This window comes from Sphingomonas sp. PL20 (assembly GCF_017875905.1).
In the GTDB taxonomy this organism is placed as follows: Bacteria; Pseudomonadota; Alphaproteobacteria; order Sphingomonadales; family Sphingomonadaceae; genus Sphingomonas; species Sphingomonas echinoides.
This window is the reverse complement of record NZ_JAGINH010000002.1, coordinates 4,422,535-4,448,275: the sequence shown is the minus strand read 5'-3', so window position 1 is coordinate 4,448,275 and position 25,741 is coordinate 4,422,535. Positions and strand designations below refer to the sequence as shown.

Sequence of the window (25,741 nt, the reverse complement as noted above, 5' to 3'; positions counted from 1 at the left end):
GCGGCTCGTCGGTTTTAATGGGCGAACGGAGACGATCATGGAACCGCTGTTCTACGTCATGGCGATCATGGGTTGCGGCGACGGCAGCACCGCCTGCCAGCAGGCCCGCGTCGAACCCGCGCATTACGCGTCGATCCGCGCCTGCCAGATGGCGATGCCCGCCGCCTTGGCGCGCAACAGCGATATCGATTATCCGGTGGTATCCGCCTCGTGCCGCGCCACCGGCGAGCGCCTGGCCCAGGCAGCCCCGCGCACGCCGCGCGGATGATTCCCAGCGCGCGCGGCGCGTGATAGGCTGGCGCTTCGCAAGCGGGGCCTATTTTCATGCGTAAACTCTTCGCCGTCGCCGCCGGGTCGCTGGTCGCGTTCGCGCTGGTCGCTTTGTTCGATTTTATCGGCAGCGCGCTCTATCCCGTGTCGGGTGACATCAATGCCGCCGATCCAGCGACGCTGGCCGCGCTGATCGGCAGCATTCCCCTGCCCGCAAAACTGCTGATGGTCGCGGGCTGGCTGGCCGCGCCGCTCGGCGGTGCCTGGCTCGCCTTGCGCATTGCCGACGGGCATTGGGTCGGCTGGGTGGTGACCCTGGTGTTTCTGGCGGCGGGCCTGGTCAATCAGGCGATGCTGCCGCATCCGCTGTGGATGCAGATCTGCGCGGTGGTGATGCCGCTGCTCGGCGGCTGGCTGGCGCAAAAGCTGCACCACAAGCCCTATCCCGGCGAACCGTTGCTCGGCTGAATCAGCGCGGCCGCGTCCACAGCGCGGGGTCGCGCGGCTGCGGCGGGTACAGCGTCACGCGCTGCCGCGCCTCGCGCCATGCCCGCACGATGAAACCGAACTTGGCGAGGCCCGAGGTCGTCACCCGCCGATCCCAGGCGCGCGCGCCAAGCGCTGCCACCTTGCGCCCGATCGCGCCATAAATCCCCGCCGCCGCCAGCACCGCCCAGGCCGAGCGGAAGGGGAGCGCCGGGGTGCCCAGCCGCGCGCTCGCCTCATAGCGCGCCGCCAGCCTGCCCAGCCGTTCGCCCAACTGCCCGAGCCGATCGCGATGCTGTGGCGCAAGCAGGTCGTCCGCCGGAATCCCCAGCTCCTCCAGCCACGCTTGCGGCACATAACACCGCCCGGCGCGCGCATCCTCGGCCACGTCGCGCGCGATATTGGCGAGCTGGAACGCCAACCCGAGATCGCACGCGCGGTCGAGCGTCGCCTCGTCATCGGCGGGCACGCCCATCGCCAGCGCCATCATGCAACCGACCGCGCCCGCGACATGATAGCAATATCGATACAGATCCTGCTCGGTCTGCGGCCGCCACCCTTGCGCGTCGAGCGCGAAGCCCGCGATCAGGTCACGCGCCAGCGCCGGGGGCAAAGCGGTCTCGGCGGCAAAGATCCGCAGCGCATCGAACGCCGGGTCCCCCACCACGATCCCGGCCAGCGCCGCCTCGGTCAGCGCCGAGATTTCGGCGAGCCGCGCCGGGCCGTCGCTCACCCCGGTCATGTCATGGCCATGGTCCTGTCCATCGGCAATGTCGTCGCACGCGCGGCACCAGGCATAGAGCAGCCACGCCCGCTCGCGCGTCTTCGGCGCAAACAGGCGGCTGGCGGCGGCAAAGCTCTTCGATCCGCGCGCGATCGATTCTTGCGCGGTCGCGACGATCGCATCGCGCGAAGGCGCAGCCGCGCTCAAAGGTCGCGCGCGCCGATCTTGGTGATCGTCTCGATCGGCTCGTGGCTGCCCATCTGCGCCAGCAGCCCGTCAAGCGCGCTGTCGATCAGCAGGATTCCGGCATGTTGCGGCCGCAGGAAACCGACGCTCGCCATATGGTGATAGAAAGCGATCAGATGGTCGTAATAGCCCGCGACATTGAGCAGCCCGACCGGCTTGGCGTGATAGCCTATCTGCGCCCAGCTCAGCGCCTCCCACAATTCGTCCATCGTGCCGGTGCCGCCGGGCAAATTGATGAAACCGTCGGACAGGTCGGTAAACGCCTGTTTGCGCTGGTGCATCGTGCCGACGACATGGAGTTCGGTGAGGCCCTGATGCGCCACCTCGGCATCGACCAAAGCCTGCGGGATGATGCCGATCACTTCGCCGCCCGCCGCCATCGCCGCATCGGCCACCGCGCCCATCAGCCCCAGCCGACCGCCGCCATAGACGAGGCCGATGCCCCGCTCGGCCAGCGTGCGGCCAACCTCTTTCGCACAGTCAATATACACAGGGTCCGCCGGCGTCGCCGACCCACAATACACCGCCAGACGCTTCATGACTTTCTCCCCTCCCTGGAAGGGAGGGGCTGGGGGTGGGTGGGGTGATGGAGCACGGTCACGCCCGACATCGGGCCGACCCACCCCCGACCCCTCCCTTCCAGGGAGGGGAGATTCTGCATCGTCACCGTTCCGTCTCCAACATCAACGCCGCCGTCGCCTTGGCACTCCCGACCACGCCCGGAATCCCCGCCCCCGGATGCGTGCCTGCCCCCACGAAATACAGATTGGGGATATGGTCGTCGCGATTGTGCACGCGGAACCACGCGCTCTGCGTCAGGATCGGCTCCAGCGAGAAGGCGCTGCCCAGATGCGCGTTCAGATCCTGCGCGAAATCATTGGGCGCATAATGGAATTTGGTGACGATCCGCTCGTGAATGTCGGGGATCAGCCGCCGCCCGACCTCATCGAGGATGCGCTTCTCCAGGATCGGGCCGATCTCGTTCCAGTCGACCGGGAATTTGCCGAGATTGGGCACCGGCGCCAGCACGTAGAAAGTCGAATGTCCCTCGGGCGCCATCGACGGATCGGTCACGGTCGGGTGATGCAGATAGAGCGAGAAATCCTCGGGCAGCACGCCATGATCGTAAATGTCGGCGAGCAGCCCCTTATAGCGCGGCCCGAACAGGATCATGTGGTGCGGGATGCCCGGCCAGGTGCCCTTGATCCCGAAATGCACCACGAACAGCGACGGCGAATAGCGCTTGCGCGCCAGTCCGGTCTTGGTCCGCTGCGCACTGCGCGAGGATTTGAGCAAGTCGCGGTAGCTGTGCATGATGTCGCTGTTGCACGCGACCATATCGGCATCCTGGTGCCAGCCGCTCGCGGTGGTGACGCCGGTCGCACGGTCGCCCAGCGTGGCGATATCGACCGCGGCATCGTTCAGCCGCAACACCCCGCCCAGCCGCTCGAAATGCTTGACCATCCCGGCGATCAGCTGGTTGGTGCCGCCCATTGCGAACCACACGCCGCCGTCTTTTTCCAGCTTGTGGATCAGCGCATAGATCGCACTGGTGTTCATCGGGTTGCCGCCCACCAGCAGCGTGTGGAACGACAGCGCCTGGCGCAGATGCTCGTCCTTCACATAAGATGAGACGATCGAATAGACCGAGCGCCACGCCTGATATTTGGCGAGCGCCGGGGCCGCCTTGATCATCGACGCGAAATCGAGAAACGCGACCGAGCCGAGCTTGCGATAGCCCTCCTCATAGACCCCGGCGGAATAGTCCAGGAACTTGGCATAGCCCGCGACATCGGCGGGGTTGAGCTTGGCGATTTCGGCGCGCAGCGAAGGCTCGTCGTTCGAATAATCGAAATTGACGCCATCGGGCCAGTTGAGCCGGTAGAAAGGCGATACCGGCGCCAGCGTCACGTCCTCGGCCATGTCGCGCCCGGTCAGCGCCCACAATTCCTGCAGGCACGGCGGATCGGTGATCACGGTCGGCCCGGCGTCGAACACGAAGCCGTCTTTCTCCCACACATAGGCGCGGCCACCCGGCTTGTCGCGCGCCTCGACGATGGTCGTCTCGACCCCGGCCGATTGCAGCCGGATCGCTAGCGCGAGCCCGCCAAACCCCGCCCCGATAACGATCGCGCGGCGCGGCGTGCCGCGTGGTGCCACCGAACTCATGCCGGTTTCCCCCCGAGGATCGCGCGCAATGCCCGCGTGATCGGCACAGGGGGCTTCCCGGTCAAAATCCGTGCCTTGTCCATCATCGTCGATTGTCCTGCGTAGAAGCGCCGCACAAGCTGCGGATCGAGCCGGTAAAACCGTTCGAGAATGCGGTAGCGCTCATCGGGGCCGGCGGCGCGAAACAGCATCTTGTCGAGCATACGATAGAAGCCGCGCGCCCGCCACGTCCTTCTGGCGAAATCATGCGTCAGCGTGTGCAACCCCGCGCCCGACAGATCACTCGCCCGCGCGATCAGCGCGGCGAGGCGCACCGCGTCGGGCAGCGAATAGCCCGTGGTCGGGTGGAACAGCCCGGCGCGCATGCCGGCCTTGGCCACCTTGTTGCCGCCCGATTGCCAATAGGCCTCGAAATCGCCGCCCATCGCCACCGGCAGCACGCCCCATTCCTCGCGCGTAACGGTGCGCGTGTCCCAGCCATGCGCCGCGCCATAGGCACGGACGCGCTCGGCGACCGGGTCGGCATTGGCCCCTCCGGGCTCCGCCCGCGCCAGATCGGGCGTGTCGCTATAATAGGTATCCTCGATGAACAGCCGCGTCGCCGACAAGGGCAGTGTGTAGACGAAGCGATAGCCGTCGATCTGCTGCACCGTCGCGTCCATCACGATCGGGCCCGCCAGCGCGTGCGGTTCCTCCAGCGCGAATTCCAGCCCAACGAACTTCTGCCAGCCAAGATCGAGCAAAGCGAGGTCGCCCGACCCGCGCGCATCGATCACGCCCTTCGCCTCGATCCGGTCGCCATCCGCCAGCACCACCGCCGTCGGGCTGGCGGCAAGCACCTTGCGCCCGGTCATCACCGCCTCGGGCGGGAGGGCGGCGCGCACCACCGCATCGAGCCGTTCGGACTCGATCGAATAATAAGCGCTTTTCAGCGTGCGGCGGTGCGCCGGAAACGCGATGTCATAATGCGTCCAGCCGTAACAGATTAGCGGCGCGACCAGCCAGCGATCGTCCTGCGCGATGTCGGTGGCGAAGAACGACCATAAATGATTGCCGCCAATGCTGTCCGATCCCTCAACGATGCGGACGTCGAGGCCGGGCCGCTGCTTGGCCAAGGCCAACGCGATCAGCCCGCCCGCCAGCCCGCCGCCGACGATGGCGATATCGCAGGGGATGATCGAAGGCATCGCCAAGCGATAGCCGAAACGCCGCAGCGCGCAAGCGCGCTGCACGCCGAAACCGCCTGACGCGGGCCGCCATACGCGCTACAGCCGTTGCATGATCGCTCTCGCCATCGTCGCCTCCGCGCTCGCCATGTCGGCGATCGTCGGCGTGCGCTACCTGCTCGTGTCGGGGGTGTTCGCGGCGGCGACGCGCGCGCGCCATCCGGGGCTGTATGACGGCCTTTCCCCGCAGATCCGACGCGAAATCGGCTGGAGCCTGGCCTCTGCGCTCATTTATGGCGTGCCCGCCGGCGTGCTGGCCTGGGGCTGGCAAGAGCATGGCTGGACGCGGATTTACCGCGACGTGCATGCTTATCCATTATGGTATCTGCCGCTGTCGGTGCTGCTCTACCTGTTCGCGCATGACACCTGGTTCTACTGGACGCATCGCTGGATGCATTTGCCGCGCGTGTTTCGCATCGCGCACGCGGTGCATCATGACAGCCGTCCGCCGACCGCCTGGGCCGCGATGGCGTTCCATCCGATCGAGGCGGTCACCGGCGCTGTGATAATTCCGCTACTGACGCTAGGGATTCCCATCCACATCGGCGCACTGGGCTTGGTGCTGGGCATCATGACGGTTATGGGGGTAACCAATCATATGGGGTGGGAGATTTTCCCCCGGTTCATGTGGGCCGGTCGATTAGGCGGCTGGGTGATTACCGCGAGCCATCACCAGCGGCACCACGATCTGTATCGGGGAAATTATGGGCTTTATTTCCGTTTCTGGGACCGCCTCTGCGGTACCGACAGGGGCATCGGCGATTTTGCCCGCGCCCATGCGCAGGCTCGCCGGCGTCGGCGGCGCGGCGATGGGGCTGCTCTTCTCCTTGTCGGGGGCGGTCGCGACGACTGATCTCGCGGTCGACATCGCCAACCTGCGCTCGCACAAAGGCATGGTGCGCGTCTGCCTGACCGCCGACCCCACCAATTTCCCCGCCTGTATCGACGATGCGAAAGCGGTGACGCGCTCGATCCCGGCGAGCGCCAACAGCCTCCATTTCGACGGGCTTCCGCCGGGCGGCTATGCGCTTGCGGTGATCCATGACGAGAATGGCAATAAGAAGCTCGATACCTTTGCCGGTATCCCGCGCGAAGGCTTTGGCTTTTCGCGCAACCCGCCGATCAGCTTCGGCCCGCCGCGCTTTGCGGCGGCCCGCTTCACGCTGACAGGTGATGCCGATCGGCAACAGGTGCGCATGCGATACTTGCTCTGATCGGGCTATAACGGAGCTAAACGGGTCGCGAGGACGTTAACCCGCCAAATCTTCTTCTCGGAGCTGCTTGTGATCAACCGCCGTTTATACCTTTCCGCCGCCGCGCTGTTGCTCGCCGGTGCTGCCCCTGCCATCGCCCAGGACCGTCCAGCGACATCCGAACGCGATCAAATCGCTGCGGATTTCGACAAGGATAGCGTCACGGTCGGCATCGGCGGGGCGTATTTTCCCGATTATGAAGGGTCGAAGACCTATCGCTTCACGCCCGCGCCGGTGGTGATCGGTTCGGTCAAGGGCTTCGCTTTCTCGGTCATCGGCGACCGGGCCAGCCTGGATGTGATCCCAAACCGCCCCGGCCAGACGATCGATCTGCAATTGGGCCCGATCGGCGTGGTCAATTTCGATCGCTCGAGCCTCTCCAGCATCGATGACCCCCGCATTCGCGCGCTGGGCAAACGCGGCACTGCAATCGAGCTTGGCGGCTATGTCGGAGTTGGCAAGACCGGGGTGATCACCAGCAAATATGACAAGGTGTCGGTGTCGGTCAGCTATCGCAAGGGCGTGTCCGGCGGCCACCGCAGCGACATTTGGGAACCGCAATTCACCTATCTCACCCCGGTCAGCACCAAGGCGGCGGTTGGTCTCTATGCGTCGGCCCAGCATGTCGGGCAGGGTTATGCCGACAGCTATTTCAGCATCACGCCCACCCAGGCGCTGGCCAGCGGCCTGCCGACGTATAACGCGCATAGCGGCTGGAAAAGCTATTCGGCGGGCGGGTTTGTCACCTATTCGCTTACCGGAAATTTGCTCCACGGCTTCAAGGTCCTGGCCGGCGGCAGCTATTCGCGCGAACTGGGTGACTTCTCCTACAGTCCTGTCACCCGCATCGCCGGTTCGCCCAATCAATGGCTGGGCGCAGTCGGGCTCGCCTACACCTTCTGAACAAGCCCCCGATAGACTGATCGACCCGGCAGAGGCGCAGTGGCGCGTCTGCCGGGTGGTTTGCGAGTGGCCGATAAAGCCCGCTCGCTTGGTCGTAACTCGCTCTAACTGGCGCAAACTTGATCAAGGCTGCGAAATCCAGTCTTGCGTCGCCACGCCCGAGGTGCCACGCAGCCTGCGCCAGAAGGCCCGTTTCACGATAAAGAGGGTTCGCCCGCATGACCGATCTCCCCCAGGACTCCGGCGCACAGCTGCACGAGCGACTCGAAGCGGGTGCCGAACAGCGTAGCGAACGCCGCGAATTCTTCCGCACCGCGCTAGGTGCCGGGGCCATCGCCGCCGTGGGTGCCGCAGCGGTAACGCTTGGCTCGCGCGCCATGGCCGACTCCACCAGCGACACCAACCTTTTGAACGTCCTGCTCAATTTCGAATATCTCGAAGCGCAATTCTATGCCTTCGCGGTCACCGGAGCAGGCCTGCCCAGCGCCCAGCTTACCCCCGGCAGCGCCAGCACCACCACCGTGGGTGCCGTGACCGGCGGCAAGCAAGTCAGCTTCACCGATCCGCTCGTCGCGAAATATGCGCGCGAGATCGCCAACGAGAAAGCAGCGCAGGTCGCCTTCCTGCGCACCACGCTGGGCACTGCCGTCGTCGCCCAGCCCGCGATCGATCTCGGCAGCACCGCGACCAGCGCCTTCAGCCTGGCCATGCGCGCCGCGGGCATCGTCGCCTCGGGCGTGGCGTTCGATCCTTTTGCCAGCGACGAGAACTTTCTGCTGTCGGCCTTCTTCCTGGAAGATGTCGTGGTCACCGCGTACAAGGCAGCGGCACAGCTGATTTCCACCCCAGCCTATCGCGATGCCGGGGCCGGGCTGCTCGCCGCGCACGCGCATCACGCCGCACTGATCCGCACCGTATTGTACACCAAGGGTGCCACCACCGCCACGCTGCGCACCCAGGCCGATGCCATTTCCACAGTCCGCGACTCGCTGGATGGAACGACCAAGGACGATGTCGGCATTTCGCCCGCAGTGATCGCCAACAGCCAGCTTGCGGCGCTGAATGGCTTGACCGCATCGAACATCGTGCCCGCCGGTACCGATGGCATCGCCTATGGCCGCCTCGTGGCGAACGTGCTCAACATCTTCTATCTCAACAGCCTGGCGGTGACGAAGGGCGGGTTCTATCCGAACGGCCTCAATGCCACGGTCGTCACCAGCGCGGCCAACTGAGCGCCGCCTTCTTTATTGCCTTCGCCCGTATGGGAGAGTTACCGTGAACGACAGCGATATCCTCGTGCCAGCCCCCGATGCCAAAGAGCGCCGCCGCGCCGGGCGTCGTCACTTCCTGCGCAGCGCGAGCGTGGCGACGCTCGCCTTCGGCGGCAGTGCGCTGCTTTCGGCCTGCGGCGGTTCGGGCACTTCGACCCCGAGCGCGACCGACAGCTCGACGCCGACGCCAAGCCCAAGCTCGACCGACACGCTGAACGATCAGGACAGCTTCAACTTCCTGCTCAACCTCGCCTATCTCCAGGCGCAATTCTACACCGTCGCGGTGACCGGTGCTGGCCTGCCCAACGCCTTGATCGCCAAGGGCGACGGCAACCAGACCGTGCAGGGCGCGGTAACGGGCGGGCGGCAAGTGACCTTCACCGATCCGCTGGTCGCGCAATATGCGCGCGAGATCGCCGCCGACAAGGTCGCGCATGTCGCGTTCCTGCGCTCGGCGTTGGGTGCGGCGACGGTGGCGCAGCCTGCGATCAACATCGACGGCAGCGCGAGCGGTGCCTTTAGCGCGCTGGCGCAGGCGGCAACCGTCGTCGCGGCAGGCGCGGCGTTCGATCCTTATGCCAGCGACGAGAACTTCCTGCTGGCGGCGTTCATGCTGGAGGACGTGGTGGTCACCGCTTATACCGGTCGCCAATCGACGATCGCGACCACCTTGCTGATCGATGCGGCGGCGGGCATTCACGCCACCACGTCGTATCACGCCGGGCTGATCCGCACCGTGCTCTACGCCAAGGGCTCGGTCTCGACCCCGTCGCTGCTCACCAATGCCGGCCTCATCAGCAATGCGCGCGACGCTTTCGACGGATCGACCGATCTCGACCAGGGCATTGTCGGCGATTCGGTCACGTCGAACATTTCCCCGCTCGATAGCAACGGCCTCGCGCTTGCCCGCACGGCGGGCCAGGTGCTCAACGTGCTGTATCTCAACAAGAATGCGGTGGTCGGCGGCGGCTTCTTCCCCGGCGGCGTCAACGGCAATATCAAGACCAGCGCGGCCAACTAAGCCTGCATTACGGGGCTTTGCAGCCACCGCCAATGCGCCTACACTGACACCATTCCCCGGGGGGCTGCGCCTGAGCAGCTGAGAGGTGGCTGAGGGTTCCCATGAAAGTCCTACTTTCATGGGTGCCGGGTGCCACGACCCGTTTGAACCTGATCCCGTTAGCACGGGCGGAGGGAGGGAGCGGTGTCCACAGTGGGTTTCCGTTTTCGCTCCATTCCGAGTCTTTGGAGCGACACCATGGCCGACATCCCCGCCCGTACCGAAATCGGCGTCACCACCGGCGCCATCCGTGGCAGCCGCAAGATCCACGTCCCCTCGCCCAACATTCCCGGTCTGGGCGTGGCGATGCGCGAGATCGTGCTCGAACCCTCCGCCAATGAAGCCCCGTTGCGCGTCTACGACACGTCGGGCCCGTACACCGACCCCAAGGCGCAGATCGACATCAACCGCGGCCTGCCGCAACTGCGCCGCGACTGGATCCTCGCGCGCGGCGACGTCGAATCCTATGACGCCCGCGAAATCCGCCCCGAGGATAACGGCCTCACCGGCCCCGATCGCTCGGCCGGCGTCCCGCAATATCCCAATGTCGTGAAGCGCCCCTTGCGTGCCAAGGCGGGCGCGAACGTCAGCCAGATGCATTATGCCCGGCGCGGCATCATCACGCCCGAGATGGAATACGTGGCCATCCGAGAGAATCTCGGCCGCGCCGCCGCCAAGGAACAGCTGATCCGCGACGGCCAGTCGTTCGGCGCCAGCATCCCCGATTACGTCACCCCCGAATTCGTCCGCGATGAAGTCGCGCGCGGCCGCGCGATCATCCCCAACAACATCAACCACCCCGAATCCGAACCGATGGCGATCGGCCGCAACTTCCTGGTCAAGATCAACGCCAATATCGGCAACTCGGCCGTCGCCAGCAATGTCGCCGCCGAGGTCGACAAGATGGTCTGGTCGATCCGCTGGGGCGCGGACACGGTGATGGACCTCTCGACAGGCCGCAACATCCACGACACGCGCGAATGGATCCTGCGCAACAGCCCCGTGCCGATCGGCACCGTGCCGATCTACCAGGCGCTCGAAAAGGTCGGCGGCATTGCCGAGGATCTGACCTGGGAGATCTTCCGCGACACGCTGATCGAACAGGCCGAACAGGGCGTAGATTATTTCACGATCCACGCCGGCGTGCGCCTCGCCTACGTGCCCATGACCGCCAAGCGCGTCACCGGCATCGTCTCGCGCGGCGGCTCGATCATGGCGAAATGGTGCCTCGCGCACCATAAAGAGAGCTTCCTCTACGAACGCTTCGACGAAATCACCGAGATCATGAAGGCGTATGACATCGCCTACAGCCTCGGCGACGGCCTGCGCCCCGGCTCGATCGCCGACGCCAATGACGAAGCGCAGTTCAGCGAACTCTACACGCTCGGCGAACTCACCCACCGCGCGTGGAAGAGCGATGTGCAGGTGATGATCGAAGGCCCCGGCCACGTGCCGATGCACAAGATCAAGGAGAATATGGACAAGCAGCTCGAAGTGTGTGGCGAAGCGCCGTTCTACACGCTCGGGCCGCTCACCACCGACATCGCGCCCGGCTATGACCATATCACCAGCGGCATCGGCGCCGCGATGATCGGCTGGTATGGTACCGCGATGCTTTGCTACGTCACGCCCAAGGAGCATCTGGGCCTGCCCGACCGCGACGACGTGAAGGTCGGCGTGGTGACCTACAAGCTCGCCGCGCACGCCGCCGATCTCGCCAAGGGCCACCCCGCCGCCAAGCTGCGCGACGATGCCCTGTCCCGCGCCCGCTTCGATTTCCGCTGGCGCGACCAGTTCAACCTGTCGCTCGACCCCGACACCGCTGAGCAATATCACGACCAGACCTTGCCCGCAGAAGGCGCCAAGACCGCGCATTTCTGCTCGATGTGCGGCCCCAAATTCTGCTCGATGAAGATCACGCAGGAAGTGCGCGATTTTGCCGGCAAGCAGAATCAGGGCGTCGAAGGCTTCATCGCCACCGGTCCGACCGGCGCGGAGACGGCGGCGGCGAGCAAGGCCGCCGCGATCAAGGGGATGGAGGAGATGAGCGCGCTTTATAACGCGTCAGGGCGCGAGCTGTATATTGGCGCTGGTGGGCGGGAGCGGGATTGAGGCAGACATTCGTCCGTATCTCACCGATAGGCATTGCTATTCACGGTAGACCAAGTCGATACAGAGGACGCGGTCGAAGTGGACCTCGTCGGGGGGGATTACGAGATGAGGATAACGCCTACTGCGCTGAAGCTCGACCAGTTACTCGGCTCGTCGAATGAACAATTTGTAATTCCTCCATATCAGCGCAGGTATTCGTGGCGCGAACAGCAGGTATATGAGCTGTTGGAAGACATACACCTGCTTGAAGGAGGAGACGTGCATTTGCTTGGCAGCATCGTCTGCCTGACAGGTCACCATACTCCAGGGATCAATCAACTCGAGCTGGTCGATGGTCAGCAGCGTCTCACAACGATATGTATCTTACTTGAATGCCTCCGTCGACGCTTCGAACAGGCGGAGGAAGCAGAGCAGTCACGCGAGGTTGCTCGCTTGCTTTCAGCTAAGGCGCTTGGTGGCGCGATCTTACCGAAGATCGCGCTCGACACGCTCGACGGCGATGAATTTCGTGATATGGCCGCAAGAGATCATATTGATTCCATCGCGTATAAAAATCACAATCTTTTCAATGCGTTCCTCACTATCCGTGATTGGCTGTCCGAAATGACGGTCGAGGATTTGGCGGCATTTTTGTTCAAGCTTCAAAATCAGACCCTCCTTGTCCGCCTCGACGTGAACGACTCTAAAGACGCGTTCAAGCTATTCGAGACGATTAACAATCGTGGTCTCCGCTTGAGCCCGACCGATATCATCAAGAACTTCGTCTTGGGGAATGCGGCACGATTTGGCGCAGGTCATTTGGAAAATGCGCGCAAGCAATGGGCCGCGCTTATTTCACATCTAGATGGTACTGATGCGGACAGTTTCTTTCGGTATTTTCTGATCTCCTCTACGCGTCGCAGGATAACCGGAAATCAGGTTGTCGGCGAGTTCAAGACCCTGTTTATGAATGAGGTTTCCGAGGCGAGGAATCTGCCCGATCGACACCTATATGCTGATGAGGTGCAGACCGAGGATGACGAGCCCGACGAGGCGCCCGAGATCGGTGAGGAAGAAAAAAGGACTCCTGTCTCTGAACAGAGGCCGTTTTCCGCTTTCATGGATCGCATCGTCGCCAGCGCGCTGGCTTTCGGTGAACTTGTTCTGGTCAAGACAGGCAACAAGCAGATCGATCGTCATCTGCGTAATCTGAGAATGATAAAATCGGCGCAGACCTACGGTTTTCTGATGCATCTGCGCGTTGGGGGCATCGACGACAAGACATTTCGCAACGTGCTCAAACTAACCGAGAGCTTTGTCCTTCGTCGTCATATATGCCGTGAACGCGCCAACGAAACAGAAACCCTGTTCGCTCGACTCTGCGAGGTAGACCCGGTGGATCCCGTCGCCGACGTGAAGCGGGCCTACCGAGATGCATGTCCTGCCGACGATAAGTTCAGAGACGACTTTGCGAGTACGAATTTCAGCGGTAACATTATCGATCGCGCGCGTTACTGCTTGGAGCAGATTGAGGCCCGTAGCCACGGCGATCATGCAGAACTAGCGGTACTCGGAGCGGAAGACGTACACGTCGAGCACGTCATACCTCAGAAGATAAAGACTAACAGGTCGAAACAAGAGTTCGGGGATTGGGTCGCGTATCTTGGAGTCAACGCTGAAGTTCTTCATCCGCGTTTGGTTTCCAGGATCGGAAATCTCACCCTATTTGCGGGCGAGCTCAATATTGCCGCTTCGAATAATCCTTTCCTGGCGAAGAAAGCCGCCTACCGACAGTCCGCTATATTGATGACCCAGAATCTAGTCGCAATGTCGTCGTTCAAGTTCAAGCAGGTAGAGGCTCGGTCTAAAGAACTTGCCGATCTGGCCGTTCAGTATTGGCCCAGACCAGGATGATTTGGCGACGGATAGCTGCGGATCAGGGGGGCGCGTGGATCCCCTGCAACTCAATAATGATACCGGCACTGCGCCACCTGCAACGTCTGCGCAGCCCCGCTCCCCACCACTCGATACACCAGCCGATGTTCCTGGCTGATCCGCCGCGACCACCAGCCCGAGAGATTTCCGCCAAGCGGCTCGGGTTTGCCGGCGCCCTTGAACGGGTGGCGGCGGCATTCCTCGATCAGGGTGTGGAGCTTGTCGAGCGTCTTCGCGTCCTGCTCCTGCCAATGGGATTACAGTGTCCCGCGGCTACAAGTACCGCGTCGGGTCCATCGCCTTGTGCAGCACCCGCGCAATCAGCACGCTGTCAGCCTGCACAACATAGAATATCCGGTGCCCACCGCACGGCAGGCTCCGCAGGCCCGCTGAAAGATCGCCACGCGCGACACCCAACTCCGGGAAATCGGATAGCCGGTCGAACGCCGCATGGATCGCGCGCAGATACGCTTCGGCAATCTCACGACCATGCGCCGCAATGCCATAGTCGAGAATGCCGTCGAGATCGGCGTCGGCGTCACGACTGATCGTGACGGGCGTCAAGCCAGGCCGTCCCGCTTTCTGCGATCGGCGATGATGTCTTCGATGGTCCGCTCACTCACGCCCGACGCCAGCCCCTCATCGATCGCTGCCTGCAACACCGCGAGCTTCTGCGCATAGTCCCGGTCGCGCCGCACCAGATCGCGAACATAATCGCTGCCGCTGTCGAACCCGCCCTCGACGGCGCGCGCGTCGGTCCAGCGCTGGAGGTCGTCGGGAAGCTGGACGTTCATCTGCGCCATACCCGAAATATACGATAGCGAGCCAGTACCGACAAGCGCTTCAGTAATGATACCGGCACTGCGCCACCTGCAACGTCTGCGCAGCACCCGTCCCCGCCACCCGGTACACCAGCCGCTGCTCCCAACCGAGCCGCCGCGACCACCAGCCCGACAGATTGCCGCCGAGCGGCTCGGGCTTGCCGGTGCCCTTGAACGGGTGGCGGCGGCATTCCTCGATCAGGGTGTGGAGCTTGTCGAGCATCTTCGCGTCCTGCTCCTGCCAGTGGCGGTAATCTTCCCACGCCGTCGGCCAGAACGCCACGTTCACGGGAAAGGCACGGCCTTCGGTTCTTCCGCCTCGAATCCGCGCACCGCCTCCAGCAAGCGCTCGGCATTCTTAGGCGAACGCAGCAGATACAGCGTCTCCTCGATCGACGCCCATTCGCTCGCCGACACCAGCACCGCGCCCTCGCCACGCTGGCGCGTGATGGCGAGCGGGGCGCGGTCGGCGACGACCTTGTCGATCATCGCCTTCAAATTCTCGCGCGCTTCGGAATAGGATACGGCTTGCATCGCCAAACTATGGACAAAACCTTGTCCAATGTCAAGATTTCCGGCCGCTGCGAAGCGACCATGCCAATCAGCGCCCGCCCTCTCGTCAGCCAGTCGGGTGGTGCTGGCCACGGTCGCCTACCCCATGCCGATGGCACCGTTGTCCGCGTGACGCGTTCAAGGCGGCGAGAGGATCGTTACGATGGCGACATTTGCACATAAACTCTATCTGCTCGGGTGCCGCGTCTCGGACCGCGGGGCCAATCTCGCGGGGCATCCAGCGGCGATCGCGACGGTCGCGCTGTTTTGCGGAGTGTGGTTTCTGGTCAGTGGCCAGGCGGGCGAGAATATGCTGACGCTGATCCTGTCGGTGCTGGCGATCACGCTGACGCAGATGGTGCTCAACCAGCAGAAGCGCTCGGAAGCCGCTTTGCACATGAAGATCGACGAGCTGATCCTCGCCAAGAGCGGCGCGCGCGACGAGCTCGCCGGGATCGAGCGCAAGACCGAGGACGAGCTGGAGGCGCTGCGCCGCACCGGTCGCGTGCCGACCGAGGGGAAACCCTGCTGAGCGTTCAAGCGGCTGGCGGCAACGCCCAGTCGATCGGCGCGCGGCCCTGCGCCACCAGGAACGCGTTCGCCCGCGAAAACGGGCGGCTGCCGAAAAAGCCATTATGGGCGGCCAAAGGCGACGGGTGCGCCGATTTCAGCACCAGATGCCGCCCGCCCTGCGCCACGTCGGTAACGAACGCCGCCTTCTTTTGCGCGTGCGCGCCCCACAGCATAAACACCGTCGGCTCCGGGCTTTCCGCCACCAGCCGGATCACGGCGTCGGTAAAGCGTTCCCACCCCTGCCCCTGATGCGAAGCAGCCGCCCCTTCGCGCACCGTCAGCACGGCGTTGAGCAGCAGCACGCCCTGGCTGGCCCATGCCTCCAGAAAGCCGTGGCGCGCGGGCGGAATGCCAAGATCGGCCTCCAGTTCCTTATAGATGTTGCGCAGGCTCGGCGGCAGGCGCACGCCGGGCTGGACCGAGAAGCACAGGCCATGCGCCTGCCCCGCGCCGTGATAGGGGTCCTGCCCCAGAATGATGACGCGCACCTCCTCGCGCGGGGTCAGATCGAGCGCGCGGAACCAGGCGGCCGGGGGCGGAAAGACCGGCGTGCCCGCCGCGCGCTCAGCTGCGAGAAAGCCTTTGAGCGCTTGCATATACGGCTGCTCGAACTCCGCCGACAGCGGTTCGCGCCAGCTCGGATGCAGCTTGATCGCCCGTTCCGCCACGGCGGTTCAGCGTTTCTTGACGAACTCGGCGCGCAGCACGAGGCCCTTGATGCCCTCATAGCGGCAATCGATTTCCTGCGCGTCACCGGTCAGCCGGATCGACTTGATCAGCGTGCCGCGCTTCAGCGTCTGCCCGGCGCCCTTCACGGTCAGATCCTTGATCAGCGTCACCTGGTCGCCATCGGCCAGCACATTGCCGACCGAATCGCGCACTACCACCGCATCATCGTCGCTCGCCCGCGCGCTGGCGGCGCTGGCGGCGACCCATTCGCCGGTGGCTTCGTCATAGACGAAGGTGTCGTCGTCGTTCGTCATGCTCATCCCTTGATGTTGACCATCGCCACCGGCTGGCCCTTGGAGGTTGGGTTGGACGCGTTCGCCTTGGGCGCCTTTTCGGCCTTGGGCTTGCGCACTTCCTTGTTCGACTTCTTCTGGCTCTTGGCCATTGCGGTTCCTGACCGGGGCGGAAGGCCCCGCGCGACCTTAATCCCAAACCGTGCCGCGACCCGCATCAATTCGCGCGCCGTAAAAGAGCGTCGCTTGATCGAAGTCAACATGATTTCCGGGCCCAGCCAGCAACCTCTGCGCGCGCGCGCCGTTGATGGCAGACGCCGGGCGTGCCCCCCTTCGCGCCCGGCGTACCGCCCCCAAAAAACGCGTTAGGAGACATGCTATGGGATTGTTCACCAAAGACATTGTGACCTTCGAGGACTTGTTCCTGCACCAGTTGCAGGACGTTTATTATGCCGAGCATCAAATCCTGAAGGCGCTCCCCAAGATGACCGAGAAGGCGACCAACGGGACGCTGAAGGCGGGCTTCGACCAGCATCTGCGCGAGACCGAGGGTCAGGTGCGCCGCCTGGAGCAAGTGTTCGACCTGATCGGTGAGCAGCCAAAAGGGGCCACCTGCCCGGCGATCGAAGGCATCATCAAGGAAGCCAATGAAGTTGCCGGCGACATTGCCGACAAAGCGGTGCTCGACGCGGCCTTGATCGCCTCGGCACAAGCGGTCGAGCATTATGAAATCACGCGCTACGGCACGTTGATTGCCTGGGCCAATCAGCTCGGTCGCACCGATGTTGCCGCGATCCTGCAGGAAACGCTCAACGAAGAATATGCGACCGACGACAAATTGACCGACCTGGCAACGAGCCGGGTGAACCTTACCGCCGAGGATGCCGTTTCGGCGCAATAGTGGCTAGAATGCCCCCGGCACCTCCCGCTGGATGGTGCCGGGGCGTTCGGGCGACAGCAGCTCCATCGGTTGCCGCAGCGTCGCGACGCGTGCGGCCTGCCCGCTTTGCAACGCGCTCGTGGCCGTGGCGGTAACAGCCGTACAACTGCGCCCCGCCAGATAGTCGAGCGCCGCGCGGGTCGATCGTTCCTGCGGGTTGCCCATCGGGTGGGTCAGGTCGTCATCGGCCTGGCAACTCGCCTCCACCGTACCCGCCAGGCCGTTATAATAGGCCCCCTGATGATTGGCGTTTTGCAGCGCGAAGGCAATGACACGCAGACGGTCGTCGCATTGCGAGCGGTCGAGCGCGATCTGGCCGACCGGCTTACCATAGGTGTTGGTGCCGATCAGCCCGGCATTGGCGTGCAGATAGGGGATTTGCGCGGCGATCACCAATTCGCTCGCCGACGCAGTGCCGGAGGTGCCGATGAACGCAACCTTGGTCGGCGCGACCGACTCCGGCTGCGGCGCGAACATCGCCGTGATGTTGTTCGCCGATTTCTCGGGCCGGAAGGTGGTGTAATCAATTACCTCCGAGGTCGAGCGGTTCGCGCCGAGCAAATTGCTCATCAGCTCGGCAATCGAGATCAGCCCGCCCCCATTGTAGCGCAAATCGATGATGATATTGGTCACGCCCGCTGCGCGAAACGACGCGAAGGCGCTGCGCAACGCCGGATCGGCGGTCGAAATGAAGGTGCGCAGATTGATGTAGCCGACTTGCCGCCCACCGTCGTTGAGGATTTGCGCGCCAAAGCGGCTGGACACTGGCGTCAGCGCATACTCGGCCTTGCTGATCGAGACGGTGCGTGTGCCGCCGGAGTCGGTCACCTGAAACGTGCGACTCGTGCCGGACGTGTCCGGCCCGAGCGCAGTGCTGAGCCCGGCGCTGCCCTCCGCCGCAAGGATCGCCGACACCGTGCGGAGGTTCCCTGCACTGGTGCCGATGGCGAGGATTTCGGTGCCGCGGTCCAGCCCGGCGGCGAGCGCCGGTGCCCCCTCGAAACTCTCCGCGACAAACAATCGGCCCGCTGTGGGGTCAAGCGTCAGGCGGAAGCCGTAGCCCGCACTGGACCCCGAATTATAATAAGCGTTCTCCGACGCGATCGAGGTCAGATAGGTGAAATAGCGGTCCTTGCGCTGCGCCCGCGCGGTCGCGGTCAGCGCGTCGATATAATCCCCGACGGTGGTATAGGGGGTCGGGTCGAGCGTGCTCGGCAAGGTGTCTGGAAAGAGATACCATTCCCGCAATTGCGCCGCCGCCCAGTCCTGCCGATCCCGCAACGAACAGGTTCCGCTGCTTGTCGGGGTAGGGGTCGGGGTGGACGCGGTGGGGGTTGAGGTCGATCCGCTCGACGTGCCGCCCCCCTCGCCGCAGGCGGACAGCAATGCGATCAGGCTAAAGAGAACCGTTGGGACGCGCGCACGGATCATACCCACCTCTTTGTCGTTGCGCGGGAGGGTGCCACGCGCGGTGGGTGCGGTAAAGCGCGCCAATCAAAAGATTTAGCGACAGGCGCCGCCCCCGCCGATCATGCGATCGGGGAGAGCGACACTGCGGTGGATGCGAGAACGACCGTGAAAGCGACGGCGGCGGCGAGCGAAAAGGCGATGCGCGACAGCGATTCAAAACGAACGGACATGATAGTTTTCCCTTTTTCGTGGCGAAGCGGACCATCCGATCGCCAACGCAAAGGGAATTGCAGGGAGCGTGCCAATTCGATAAATAATTGATTTATATAGAGTATAGTGGACCGTTGATCTACCAACGCGCTGCGCAGTTGGTCTATAATTCCAACTGTTAGTAAAATGTACCGTTGCTGCAGAGTTGGTTTCGACCGTTTTCTTTTGCCAGATACAAAAACCGGTCGGCGCGCCCGAAAACCGAGCAAAGCGGCTCGCCCGTCTCGGCGACCGCGATCCCCGCCGAAAAGGTCACCGCACCAAGCGGAGCGTCGGTTTCGCGGATCCGGTAGCGCTTGGCCGCCACCGCGACCCTGGCGGTTTCCAGGGTCGCGCGGGCGTCCTCCACGTCGTCGCCTCGGAACAGAATGACAAACTCCTCGCCCCCGTACCGCGCGACGAAATGGCGAGTGCACGCCTCACGCAGCGCCGCAGCGATGGCGCGCAATACGCGGTCGCCGACCGAGTGACCGAATTGGTCGTTGACGCGCTTGAAGCGATCGACGTCGCACACCGCCAGACACAGACGCTGCCCGGTGAGAGACTGTTCGGAAAACGCTTCTTCGAACGCGCGGCGATTGGGCAAGCCGGTCAACGGATCGCGCCGCGCATCGCCCCGTGCTTCCTCGAGCTTCGCTCGCAATTGCTCGGCTTCGCGAGTCGCGGCGGCCAGGCGCGACTCGGCCGATTGCACGCGGTCCAGCATGACGGTGGCCAAGCGCACGACATCGGCCCCGGTGGCGGCGCCGCGCACCGCATTCGCGCTGGCGGCCAAATCCCGCCCGAAATCGGCGGTTTCAGCCTGCATCGAGCGCATCATGTCGCTAAAGCCTTCGACGTGCATCTGCGTCTGCGCGACCAGCCGGGCGGCGACGTCATCATCGCCCCGGTGGGACAGCGTCTCCCCCCAATGCGGCGGGTTCTGGTGCGCAAGACCGCCGCCCAAGGCCTCAATATCGCGGGTAGAAAGGCGAATACCACCCTCGGTGAGCGTGGCGACCGATCGCGCCAGCGCGCCCGTCGGGTTTGTCATCACGTGATAAGCAAAAGCATAATGGACCGGGTCTGGGCCCAGCCGGTGCAGCGTCAAAAACGCGCGAATGCGATCAAAGACGGCCTCAGCGCGCTCTTCGACCGCAATCAGCCTCGCCTCCCTTGCTGCCCCCATCGCTCCATCGGCCTCAATTATGCCGAGCGTCGCTTGATAGCCCGCTCTGCCTGCGGGAAGGAGGTAGGGCAAAACTGCTAATATAGCGTGACCGCACGCGCGATCAGGGCATTTCGAGCGGAAAACCGAGGCCTGCGGGCTGGCGCAACGCGACCGGCCGGTTTACGCAAGCGCGATGCGCGTTACCGACACCGATCTTGCCCTTGCGGCGGCCCTTGCCGATGCCGCCGGATCTGCCATTCGTCCGTATTACCGGGCCGACCACGGCCTGGAAGCAAAATCGGACGCTTCGCCCGTGACGCTGGCCGATCGGGCTGCCGAGGGGGCGATGCGCGCGTTGATCGAACGCGCCTTTCCCGCCGACGCGATCATCGGGGAGGAATATGGCACCAAGGATGGCACGTCGGGGCGGACCTGGGTGCTCGATCCGATCGACGGCACGCGCGCCTTCATCTCCGGTCGCCCGATCTTCGGCACGCTGATCGCGCTGATGATCGAAGGCTGGCCGATGATGGGGGTGATCGACCAGCCGATCCTGCGCGAACGCTGGCTGGGCGTGATGGGCCGCCCGACCGTGTTCAATGGGGCACCTGCCGTCGCGCGGCGCTGCCCGGATCTCGCCAAGGCGCTGCTGGCGACCACCTCGCCGGCTTTGTTCGACGATACCCAGCTCCATGCGTTCGAGCATCTCGATGCGGCGGTGATGAGCACGGTGCTTGGCGGCGATTGCTACAATTACGGGTGCGTGGCGAGCGGGTGGCTCGACGTGGTGGTCGAAGCGCAGCTCAAAATCTATGATTTCGCAGCGCTCGTCCCGATCGTCGAGGGCGCGGGCGGGCGGATGTGCGATTGGTCGGGCGATCCGCTCACCGGCGATTCGATTGGTGAAGTCATCGCTGCGGGCGACCCCGCGCGGATCGAGGAAATTCTCGAGCTGCTCGCTTGTCGCGGCCATTGATCTTGCGTTTTGCGCGACTCATCGGTAAGGGCCCGCCTTCCTGCGCGTAAGAAGAACTGCCCGGCTGATATGGGCTGCCGTGGCCGTTCATAGATCGTCGCACAACTGAAAGGACGAAAATGCCCAAACTCAAGACGAAGAGCGGCGTTAAAAAGCGCTTCAAGCTCACCGCGAGCGGCCTGCTGAAGCACGGCGTCGCTGGCAAGCGCCACCGGCTGATGAGCCACAACGCCAAGTACATCCGCCAGAACCGTCGCACCAAGGTGCTGTCGAAGGCCGATACGGCAACCGTCAAGGCGTGGGCGCCTTACGGTCTGAGCTGAGCGGAAAGGAATTAAAGAATGGCACGCGTCAAACGGGGTGTAACCACCCACGCTAAGCACAAGCGGATCCTTAATCAGGCGAAGGGCTATTATGGCCGTCGCAAAAACACGATCCGTATCGCCCGTCAGGCCGTCGAAAAGGCCGGCCAGTACGCCTATCGCGACCGCAAGGTTAAGAAGCGCAACTTCCGCGCTCTGTGGATCCAGCGCATCAACGCTGCTGTCCGCGCCGAAGGTCTGACCTACGGCGTGTTCATGCACGGCCTGAAGCTCGCCGGTGTCCAGCTCGACCGCAAGGTGCTGGCTGACATCGCGATGCACGAAGGTGCCGCGTTTAGCGCCATCATCGCGCAGGCGAAGGCGGCTCTGCCCCAGGCCGCCTAAAGGCGACCTGCTGCGAGGCACAAGGATTGGGGCGTCGGTGGCAACACCGGCGCCTTTTTCTTTTGGGGGCGCCGCCTCGCCGTTCGGGCTACGCTTGTCGAAGCCCGGTTGTTTCTTCTAACGCCCCCTGACGAAGACCGGTGCTTCGGCAAGCTCAGCACGAACGGACACGCGATGACCGACCTCGACCCTATGAAGACGGACCTGCTCGCCGCGATCGCGGCGGCCGCCACGCTGGAGGCGTTGGATGGCATTCGCGTTCAGGCGCTCGGCAAGCAGGGCAGCATCACCGCCTTGCTCAAGACGCTGGGCGGCATGTCGCCCGATGAGCGGCTGGTGCAGGGCCCGCGCATCCAGTGCGTGCGCGAGGCGGTGACCAACGCCATCGCCGCGCGCAAGGCAGCACTCGACCGTGCAGACCTCGATGCGCGGCTCGCGCGCGAAACGCTCGACATGACGCTCCCCGCCGAGGCCGCACCGCACGGGTCGATCCATCCGGTCAGCCAGGTGCTCGACGAAATGGCGGAGATCTTCGCCGATCTGGGCTTCGCGGTCGCGACCGGTCCGGAGATCGAGGATCAGTGGCACAATTTCACCGCGCTCAACATGCCCGAGAGCCATCCCGCGCGCGCGATGCACGACACCTTTTATCTTTCTCCCTCTCCCCTCCGGGGAGAGGGTCGGGGAGAGGGGAAGTCTGCCGCGAGCGCCGCGCTCGACCCTGCAGCACAGCCCCTCTCCCCGACCCTCTCCCCTGAAGGGGAGAGGGAGATGTTCGTCCTGCGCACGCACACCTCCCCCGTCCAGATCCGCACGATGATGGGCCAGGAACCGCCGATCCGCATCATCGCGCCGGGCCGCGTCTATCGGTCGGACTGGGACGCCACGCACACGCCGATGTTCCACCAGATCGAGGGCCTCGTCATCGACAAGGGCATCACGCTCGGCCATCTCAAATGGACGCTGGAGACCTTCCTCAAGGCCTTCTTCGAGCGCGACGACATCGTGCTGCGCCTGCGCCCGAGCTACTTCCCCTTCACCGAGCCTTCGGCCGAAGTCGATGTCGGCTGGACGATGGAAAAAGGCCGCCGCGTGCTCGGCGGGTCCGAGGGCTGGATGGAGCTGCTCGGCAGCGGCATGGTCCACCCCAAGGTGATCGCCGCGTGTGGCCTAGACCCGAACGAGTGGCAAGGCTTCGCCTTCGGCGTCGGCGTCGATCGCCTCGCCATGCTCAAATACGGCATGGATGATTTGCGCCCCTTCTTCGAAGGCGATGCGCGCTGGTTGAAGCATTACGGTTTCTCGGCACTCGACGTGCCCACGCTGAGCCAGGGAGTCGGCGCATGAAGGTCACGCTCGATTGGCTGAAGCAGCATATCGACACCGACGCCTCGCTCGAGACGATCGTCGAGACGCTGACGCGCATCGGCCTCGAAGTCGAAGGCGTCGAGAACCCCGGCGCCAAGCTCGCCGCGTTCAAAGTCGCTAAAGTGCTGAGCGCCGCCCCGCACCCACAGGCGGACAAATTGCAAGTCCTCTCGGTCGATGCCGGGGACGGCCCGCTGCAGGTGGTGTGCGGCGCGCCCAATGCGCGCGCCGGCCTCATCGGCGTGTTCGGCTCCCCCGGCGCGACGGTGCCGTCCAACGGCATGGTGCTCAAGGTCGCGGCGATTCGCGGGGTCGAATCCAACGGCATGATGTGTTCCACGCGCGAGCTGGAACTGGGCGAGGACCATGACGGCATCATCGAGCTGCCCGCCGATGCGCCGATCGGCACGCCCTATCCCGATTATGCCGGGCTGAATGATCCGGTGATCGAGATCAACGTCCTGCCCAACCGCCCCGATTGCATGGGCGTGCGCGGCATCGCGCTCGATCTGGTCGCCGCCGGGCTCGGCACCGCCAGGCCGCTCGCTTATGCGCCGGTCGAAGGCACAGGCGCAGGCCCCGATGTGCGCACCGACGATCCCGAAGGCTGCCCCGCTTTCTACGCGCAGAGCGTGACCGGTCTCGTCAACGGCACCGCGCCCGAATGGATGCGCCGCCGCCTGACCGCGATCGGCCAGCGGTCGATTTCCACGCTGGTCGACATCACCAATTACGTGATGTTCGATCTCGGTCGCCCCTTGCACGTCTATGATCGCGCCAAACTGTCGGGCGGCCTCGTCGCGCGCAAGGCGGTGGCGGGCGAGCAGGTCCTCGCGCTCAACGGCAAGACCTATACGCTGGCCGAGACGATGACCGTCATCGCCGACGCAGCGCACGTCCACGACATTGGCGGCATCATGGGCGGCGAGGAATCGGGCGTCACCCCCGAGACCACCGATGTCGTGATCGAATGCGCCTATTTCGATCCCGACGGCATTGCCCGCACCGGCCAGGCGCTGCTGCTCACCTCGGACGCGCGCGCGCGCTTCGAGCGCGGCGTCGATCCGGCATTCCTCGAACAGGGCCTAGCGATCGCAACGCGGCTGGTGCTCGATCTGTGCGGCGGCACGGCCAGCTTGCCGACCCATGCCGGCACCCCGCCGACCACGCGCAAGCGCATCGCTTATGATCCGGCACGCGCCGAAACGCTCGGCGGTCTGGCGGTGGTGCCAGAGCGTCAGCGCGAGATCCTGATCGCGCTCGGCTTCGCGGTCGAGGCCGACTGGACCGTCCTGCCACCGCCCGCGCGCCGCGATGTCGATGGCCCGGCCGATCTGGTCGAGGAAGTGATCCGCATCGTCGGGATCGATTCGGTGCCTGCCACCCCGCTGCCGCGCGCGGCGGGCGTCGCCAAGCCGACCGCGACGCCCGCGCAAAGACTCGAAAGCCGCGTCCGCCGCGCCGCCGCCGCGCGCGGCCTCAACGAGACGATCACCTGGAGCTTCCTCTCGGAATCCCAGGCCGAGGCGATCGGCGGCGGCACCTGGACGCTCGCCAACCCGATCAGCGAGGAGCTGAAGGTGATGCGCCCGTCGCTGCTCCCCGGCCTGCTGTCGGCAGCCGAGCGCAATTTGAAGCGGGGTGCGGGCGGCGTGCGCCTGTTCGAGCTCGGGCGGCGCTATCTCAGCGACGGCGAACGCCCGACACTAAGCGTGGTGCTGGCGGGCGAGGCGCGGCCGCGCGGGTGGCAGACTGGCAAAGCCACGCTGTTCACCGCCTTCGATGCCAAGGCCGAGGCACTGGCGCTGCTGGCGGCGGCGGGCGCACCGGTCGACAATCTGCAAGTGATGGGCGACGCGGGCGACGCCTGGCACCCCGGCCAATCGGGCACGCTGCGGCTGGGACCGAAGACGGTGCTGGCGGCGTTCGGCATGATCCACCCGCTGACCACGCGCGCGTTCGACGTCGATGGTCCGGTCGCAGCGGTCGAGCTGTATCTCGACGCGATTCCGCCCAAACGCGCATCGAGCTTCGCGCGCGCGGCTTATGCCCCACCGGCACTCCAGGCCGTGCGGCGCGACTTCGCCTTCCTCGTGCCCGACAGCGTGTCGGGCGACGCACTGGTGCGGGCAGCGCGCGGCGCGGACAAGGCGGCGATCGTTGGCGCGCGCGTGTTCGACGTGTTCACCGGCACCGGCGTCGAGCCGGGGCATAAGAGCATCGCCATCGAAGTCACGCTCCAGCCGGGCGAAAAGAGCTTCACCGAGGCGGACTTGAAGGCGGTGGCGGACAAGGTCGTCGCGGCGGCGGCGAAGCTGGGCGCGAGCTTGCGGGGGTAAGCGCGTATCGTCACCCCGCATCCACCCCGGCGAAGGCCG

General features: G+C 64.6%; 29 protein-coding genes, 1 pseudogene and 1 riboswitch. Of the genes and pseudogenes, 16 read left to right on the top strand and 14 right to left on the bottom strand.

Annotated features, from left to right (window positions below):
- Positions 1–37: 37 nt before the first annotated feature.
- The gene (locus H4W01_RS21085) at positions 38–268 is read left to right on the top strand and encodes a hypothetical protein (protein WP_209613047.1); all 231 of its coding nucleotides are present in this window, start codon (positions 38–40) and stop codon (positions 266–268) included.
- A gap of 56 nt (positions 269–324) precedes the next feature.
- Positions 325–738 carry a hypothetical protein gene (locus H4W01_RS21080; protein ID WP_209613046.1) on the top strand — a complete coding sequence of 138 codons (414 nt, stop codon included), beginning with the start codon at positions 325–327 and terminating at the stop codon, positions 736–738.
- 1 nt (position 739) lies between these two features.
- On the opposite strand, the gene H4W01_RS21075 is transcribed toward H4W01_RS21080, so the two are convergent.
- The 4 genes from H4W01_RS21075 to crtY all read right to left on the bottom strand — a co-directional run bounded on the left by H4W01_RS21075 (position 740) and on the right by crtY (position 5,082).
- Positions 740–1,687, bottom strand: a complete 948-nt coding sequence (locus H4W01_RS21075) for a phytoene/squalene synthase family protein (protein WP_209613045.1) — start codon at positions 1,685–1,687, stop codon at positions 740–742.
- Positions 1,684–2,265, bottom strand: coding sequence for a TIGR00730 family Rossman fold protein (locus tag H4W01_RS21070; RefSeq protein WP_209613044.1), 582 nt, complete (start codon positions 2,263–2,265; stop codon positions 1,684–1,686). The genes H4W01_RS21075 and H4W01_RS21070 overlap by 4 nt, the downstream gene beginning before the upstream one ends.
- A 124-nt stretch (positions 2,266–2,389) precedes the next feature.
- Positions 2,390–3,895 (bottom strand): phytoene desaturase, encoded by a 1,506-nt coding sequence (locus tag H4W01_RS21065; protein WP_209613043.1) that lies wholly within the window; start codon positions 3,893–3,895, stop codon positions 2,390–2,392.
- Complete coding sequence (gene crtY / locus H4W01_RS21060) at positions 3,892–5,082, bottom strand: lycopene beta-cyclase CrtY (protein ID WP_209613500.1); 1,191 nt, start codon at positions 5,080–5,082, stop codon at positions 3,892–3,894. The genes H4W01_RS21065 and crtY overlap by 4 nt, the downstream gene beginning before the upstream one ends.
- A 91-nt stretch (positions 5,083–5,173) precedes the next feature.
- Between crtY and H4W01_RS21055 the strand changes: the two genes are divergently transcribed.
- The 7 genes from H4W01_RS21055 to H4W01_RS21025 all read left to right on the top strand — a co-directional run bounded on the left by H4W01_RS21055 (position 5,174) and on the right by H4W01_RS21025 (position 13,613).
- Positions 5,174–5,974, top strand: coding sequence for a sterol desaturase family protein (locus H4W01_RS21055; protein WP_209613042.1), 801 nt, complete (start codon positions 5,174–5,176; stop codon positions 5,972–5,974).
- Positions 5,931–6,335 carry a DUF2141 domain-containing protein gene (locus tag H4W01_RS21050; RefSeq protein WP_029622763.1) on the top strand — a complete coding sequence of 135 codons (405 nt, stop codon included), beginning with the start codon at positions 5,931–5,933 and terminating at the stop codon, positions 6,333–6,335. Before H4W01_RS21055 ends, H4W01_RS21050 begins: the two co-directional genes overlap by 44 nt.
- 69 nt (positions 6,336–6,404) lie before the next feature.
- A complete protein-coding gene (locus H4W01_RS21045) occupies positions 6,405–7,277 on the top strand; it encodes a MipA/OmpV family protein (RefSeq protein ID WP_209613041.1) in 873 nt (290 codons plus the stop codon).
- Between the two features lie 218 nt (positions 7,278–7,495).
- Positions 7,496–8,509 carry a ferritin-like domain-containing protein gene (locus H4W01_RS21040; protein WP_209613040.1) on the top strand — a complete coding sequence of 338 codons (1,014 nt, stop codon included), beginning with the start codon at positions 7,496–7,498 and terminating at the stop codon, positions 8,507–8,509.
- A 43-nt stretch (positions 8,510–8,552) separates the two neighbouring features.
- Positions 8,553–9,569 carry a ferritin-like domain-containing protein gene (locus H4W01_RS21035; RefSeq protein WP_033963587.1) on the top strand — a complete coding sequence of 339 codons (1,017 nt, stop codon included), beginning with the start codon at positions 8,553–8,555 and terminating at the stop codon, positions 9,567–9,569.
- Positions 9,570–9,616: 47 nt separating this feature from the next.
- Positions 9,617–9,762, top strand: a riboswitch (TPP riboswitch).
- Positions 9,763–9,806: 44 nt separating this feature from the next.
- On the top strand, positions 9,807–11,720 hold the full coding sequence (gene thiC, locus H4W01_RS21030; RefSeq protein ID WP_209613039.1) for a phosphomethylpyrimidine synthase ThiC: 1,914 nt from the start codon (positions 9,807–9,809) through the stop codon (positions 11,718–11,720).
- 78 nt (positions 11,721–11,798) lie between these two features.
- Positions 11,799–13,613: a DUF262 domain-containing protein gene (locus H4W01_RS21025; protein ID WP_209613038.1), complete on the top strand. Its 1,815-nt coding sequence runs from the start codon at positions 11,799–11,801 to the stop codon at positions 13,611–13,613.
- A 50-nt stretch (positions 13,614–13,663) separates the two neighbouring features.
- Here the strand turns inward: H4W01_RS21025 and H4W01_RS21020 are convergent.
- The 5 genes and pseudogenes from H4W01_RS21020 to H4W01_RS21000 all read right to left on the bottom strand — a co-directional run.
- Positions 13,664–13,876: pseudogene (locus tag H4W01_RS21020) on the bottom strand (Txe/YoeB family addiction module toxin); the annotation flags it as partial.
- Positions 13,877–13,907: 31 nt separating this feature from the next.
- Entirely contained in the window at positions 13,908–14,198 is a 291-nt protein-coding gene (locus H4W01_RS21015; RefSeq protein WP_209613037.1) for a type II toxin-antitoxin system RelE/ParE family toxin, read from the bottom strand.
- Positions 14,195–14,428 (bottom strand): type II toxin-antitoxin system ParD family antitoxin, encoded by a 234-nt coding sequence (locus H4W01_RS21010; protein WP_334685397.1) that lies wholly within the window; start codon positions 14,426–14,428, stop codon positions 14,195–14,197. Before H4W01_RS21010 ends, H4W01_RS21015 begins: the two co-directional genes overlap by 4 nt.
- A 49-nt stretch (positions 14,429–14,477) precedes the next feature.
- On the bottom strand, positions 14,478–14,744 hold the full coding sequence (locus tag H4W01_RS21005; RefSeq protein ID WP_209613035.1) for a Txe/YoeB family addiction module toxin: 267 nt from the start codon (positions 14,742–14,744) through the stop codon (positions 14,478–14,480).
- The gene (locus H4W01_RS21000; RefSeq protein ID WP_209613034.1) at positions 14,741–14,989 is read right to left on the bottom strand and encodes a type II toxin-antitoxin system Phd/YefM family antitoxin; all 249 of its coding nucleotides are present in this window, start codon (positions 14,987–14,989) and stop codon (positions 14,741–14,743) included. The genes H4W01_RS21005 and H4W01_RS21000 overlap by 4 nt, the downstream gene beginning before the upstream one ends.
- 181 nt (positions 14,990–15,170) lie before the next feature.
- Here H4W01_RS21000 and H4W01_RS20995 point away from each other — a divergent pair, with 181 nt between their 5' ends.
- Positions 15,171–15,539, top strand: coding sequence for a low affinity iron permease family protein (locus H4W01_RS20995; protein WP_010406010.1), 369 nt, complete (start codon positions 15,171–15,173; stop codon positions 15,537–15,539).
- A 4-nt stretch (positions 15,540–15,543) separates the two neighbouring features.
- Here H4W01_RS20995 and ung read toward each other — a convergent pair whose 3' ends face one another.
- The 3 genes from ung to H4W01_RS22955 are packed head-to-tail and all read right to left on the bottom strand — an operon-like array spanning position 15,544 to position 16,694.
- A complete protein-coding gene (ung, locus tag H4W01_RS20990) occupies positions 15,544–16,248 on the bottom strand; it encodes a uracil-DNA glycosylase (RefSeq protein ID WP_209613033.1) in 705 nt (234 codons plus the stop codon).
- Between the two features lie 6 nt (positions 16,249–16,254).
- Complete coding sequence (locus H4W01_RS20985; RefSeq protein WP_209613032.1) at positions 16,255–16,563, bottom strand: zinc ribbon domain-containing protein YjdM; 309 nt, start codon at positions 16,561–16,563, stop codon at positions 16,255–16,257.
- Between the two features lie 2 nt (positions 16,564–16,565).
- Positions 16,566–16,694 carry a hypothetical protein gene (locus H4W01_RS22955; RefSeq protein WP_260591484.1) on the bottom strand — a complete coding sequence of 43 codons (129 nt, stop codon included), beginning with the start codon at positions 16,692–16,694 and terminating at the stop codon, positions 16,566–16,568.
- Between the two features lie 227 nt (positions 16,695–16,921).
- Between H4W01_RS22955 and H4W01_RS20980 the strand changes: the two genes are divergently transcribed.
- Positions 16,922–17,443 carry a YciE/YciF ferroxidase family protein gene (locus H4W01_RS20980; protein ID WP_010406006.1) on the top strand — a complete coding sequence of 174 codons (522 nt, stop codon included), beginning with the start codon at positions 16,922–16,924 and terminating at the stop codon, positions 17,441–17,443.
- A gap of 3 nt (positions 17,444–17,446) precedes the next feature.
- Here H4W01_RS20980 and H4W01_RS20975 read toward each other — a convergent pair whose 3' ends face one another.
- Together H4W01_RS20975 and H4W01_RS20970 are read right to left on the bottom strand one after the other, a co-directional pair.
- Positions 17,447–18,913, bottom strand: a complete 1,467-nt coding sequence (locus tag H4W01_RS20975) for a S41 family peptidase (RefSeq protein WP_334685396.1) — start codon at positions 18,911–18,913, stop codon at positions 17,447–17,449.
- A 367-nt stretch (positions 18,914–19,280) separates the two neighbouring features.
- Entirely contained in the window at positions 19,281–20,330 is a 1,050-nt protein-coding gene (locus H4W01_RS20970; protein WP_209613031.1) for a GGDEF domain-containing protein, read from the bottom strand.
- Positions 20,331–20,505: 175 nt separating this feature from the next.
- Between H4W01_RS20970 and hisN the strand changes: the two genes are divergently transcribed.
- The 5 genes from hisN (at position 20,506) to pheT (ending at position 25,702) form a co-directional block, all read left to right on the top strand.
- Complete coding sequence (hisN, locus tag H4W01_RS20965) at positions 20,506–21,288, top strand: histidinol-phosphatase (RefSeq protein WP_209613030.1); 783 nt, start codon at positions 20,506–20,508, stop codon at positions 21,286–21,288.
- 119 nt (positions 21,289–21,407) lie between these two features.
- Positions 21,408–21,611 (top strand): 50S ribosomal protein L35, encoded by a 204-nt coding sequence (gene rpmI, locus H4W01_RS20960; protein WP_209613029.1) that lies wholly within the window; start codon positions 21,408–21,410, stop codon positions 21,609–21,611.
- A gap of 18 nt (positions 21,612–21,629) precedes the next feature.
- Positions 21,630–21,995, top strand: coding sequence for a 50S ribosomal protein L20 (gene rplT, locus H4W01_RS20955; protein ID WP_010406000.1), 366 nt, complete (start codon positions 21,630–21,632; stop codon positions 21,993–21,995).
- Positions 21,996–22,169: 174 nt separating this feature from the next.
- The gene (gene pheS / locus H4W01_RS20950; protein ID WP_209613028.1) at positions 22,170–23,342 is read left to right on the top strand and encodes a phenylalanine--tRNA ligase subunit alpha; all 1,173 of its coding nucleotides are present in this window, start codon (positions 22,170–22,172) and stop codon (positions 23,340–23,342) included.
- A complete protein-coding gene (gene pheT, locus H4W01_RS20945) occupies positions 23,339–25,702 on the top strand; it encodes a phenylalanine--tRNA ligase subunit beta (RefSeq protein WP_209613027.1) in 2,364 nt (787 codons plus the stop codon). Before pheS ends, pheT begins: the two co-directional genes overlap by 4 nt.
- The last annotated feature ends 39 nt before the right edge of the window (positions 25,703–25,741 follow it).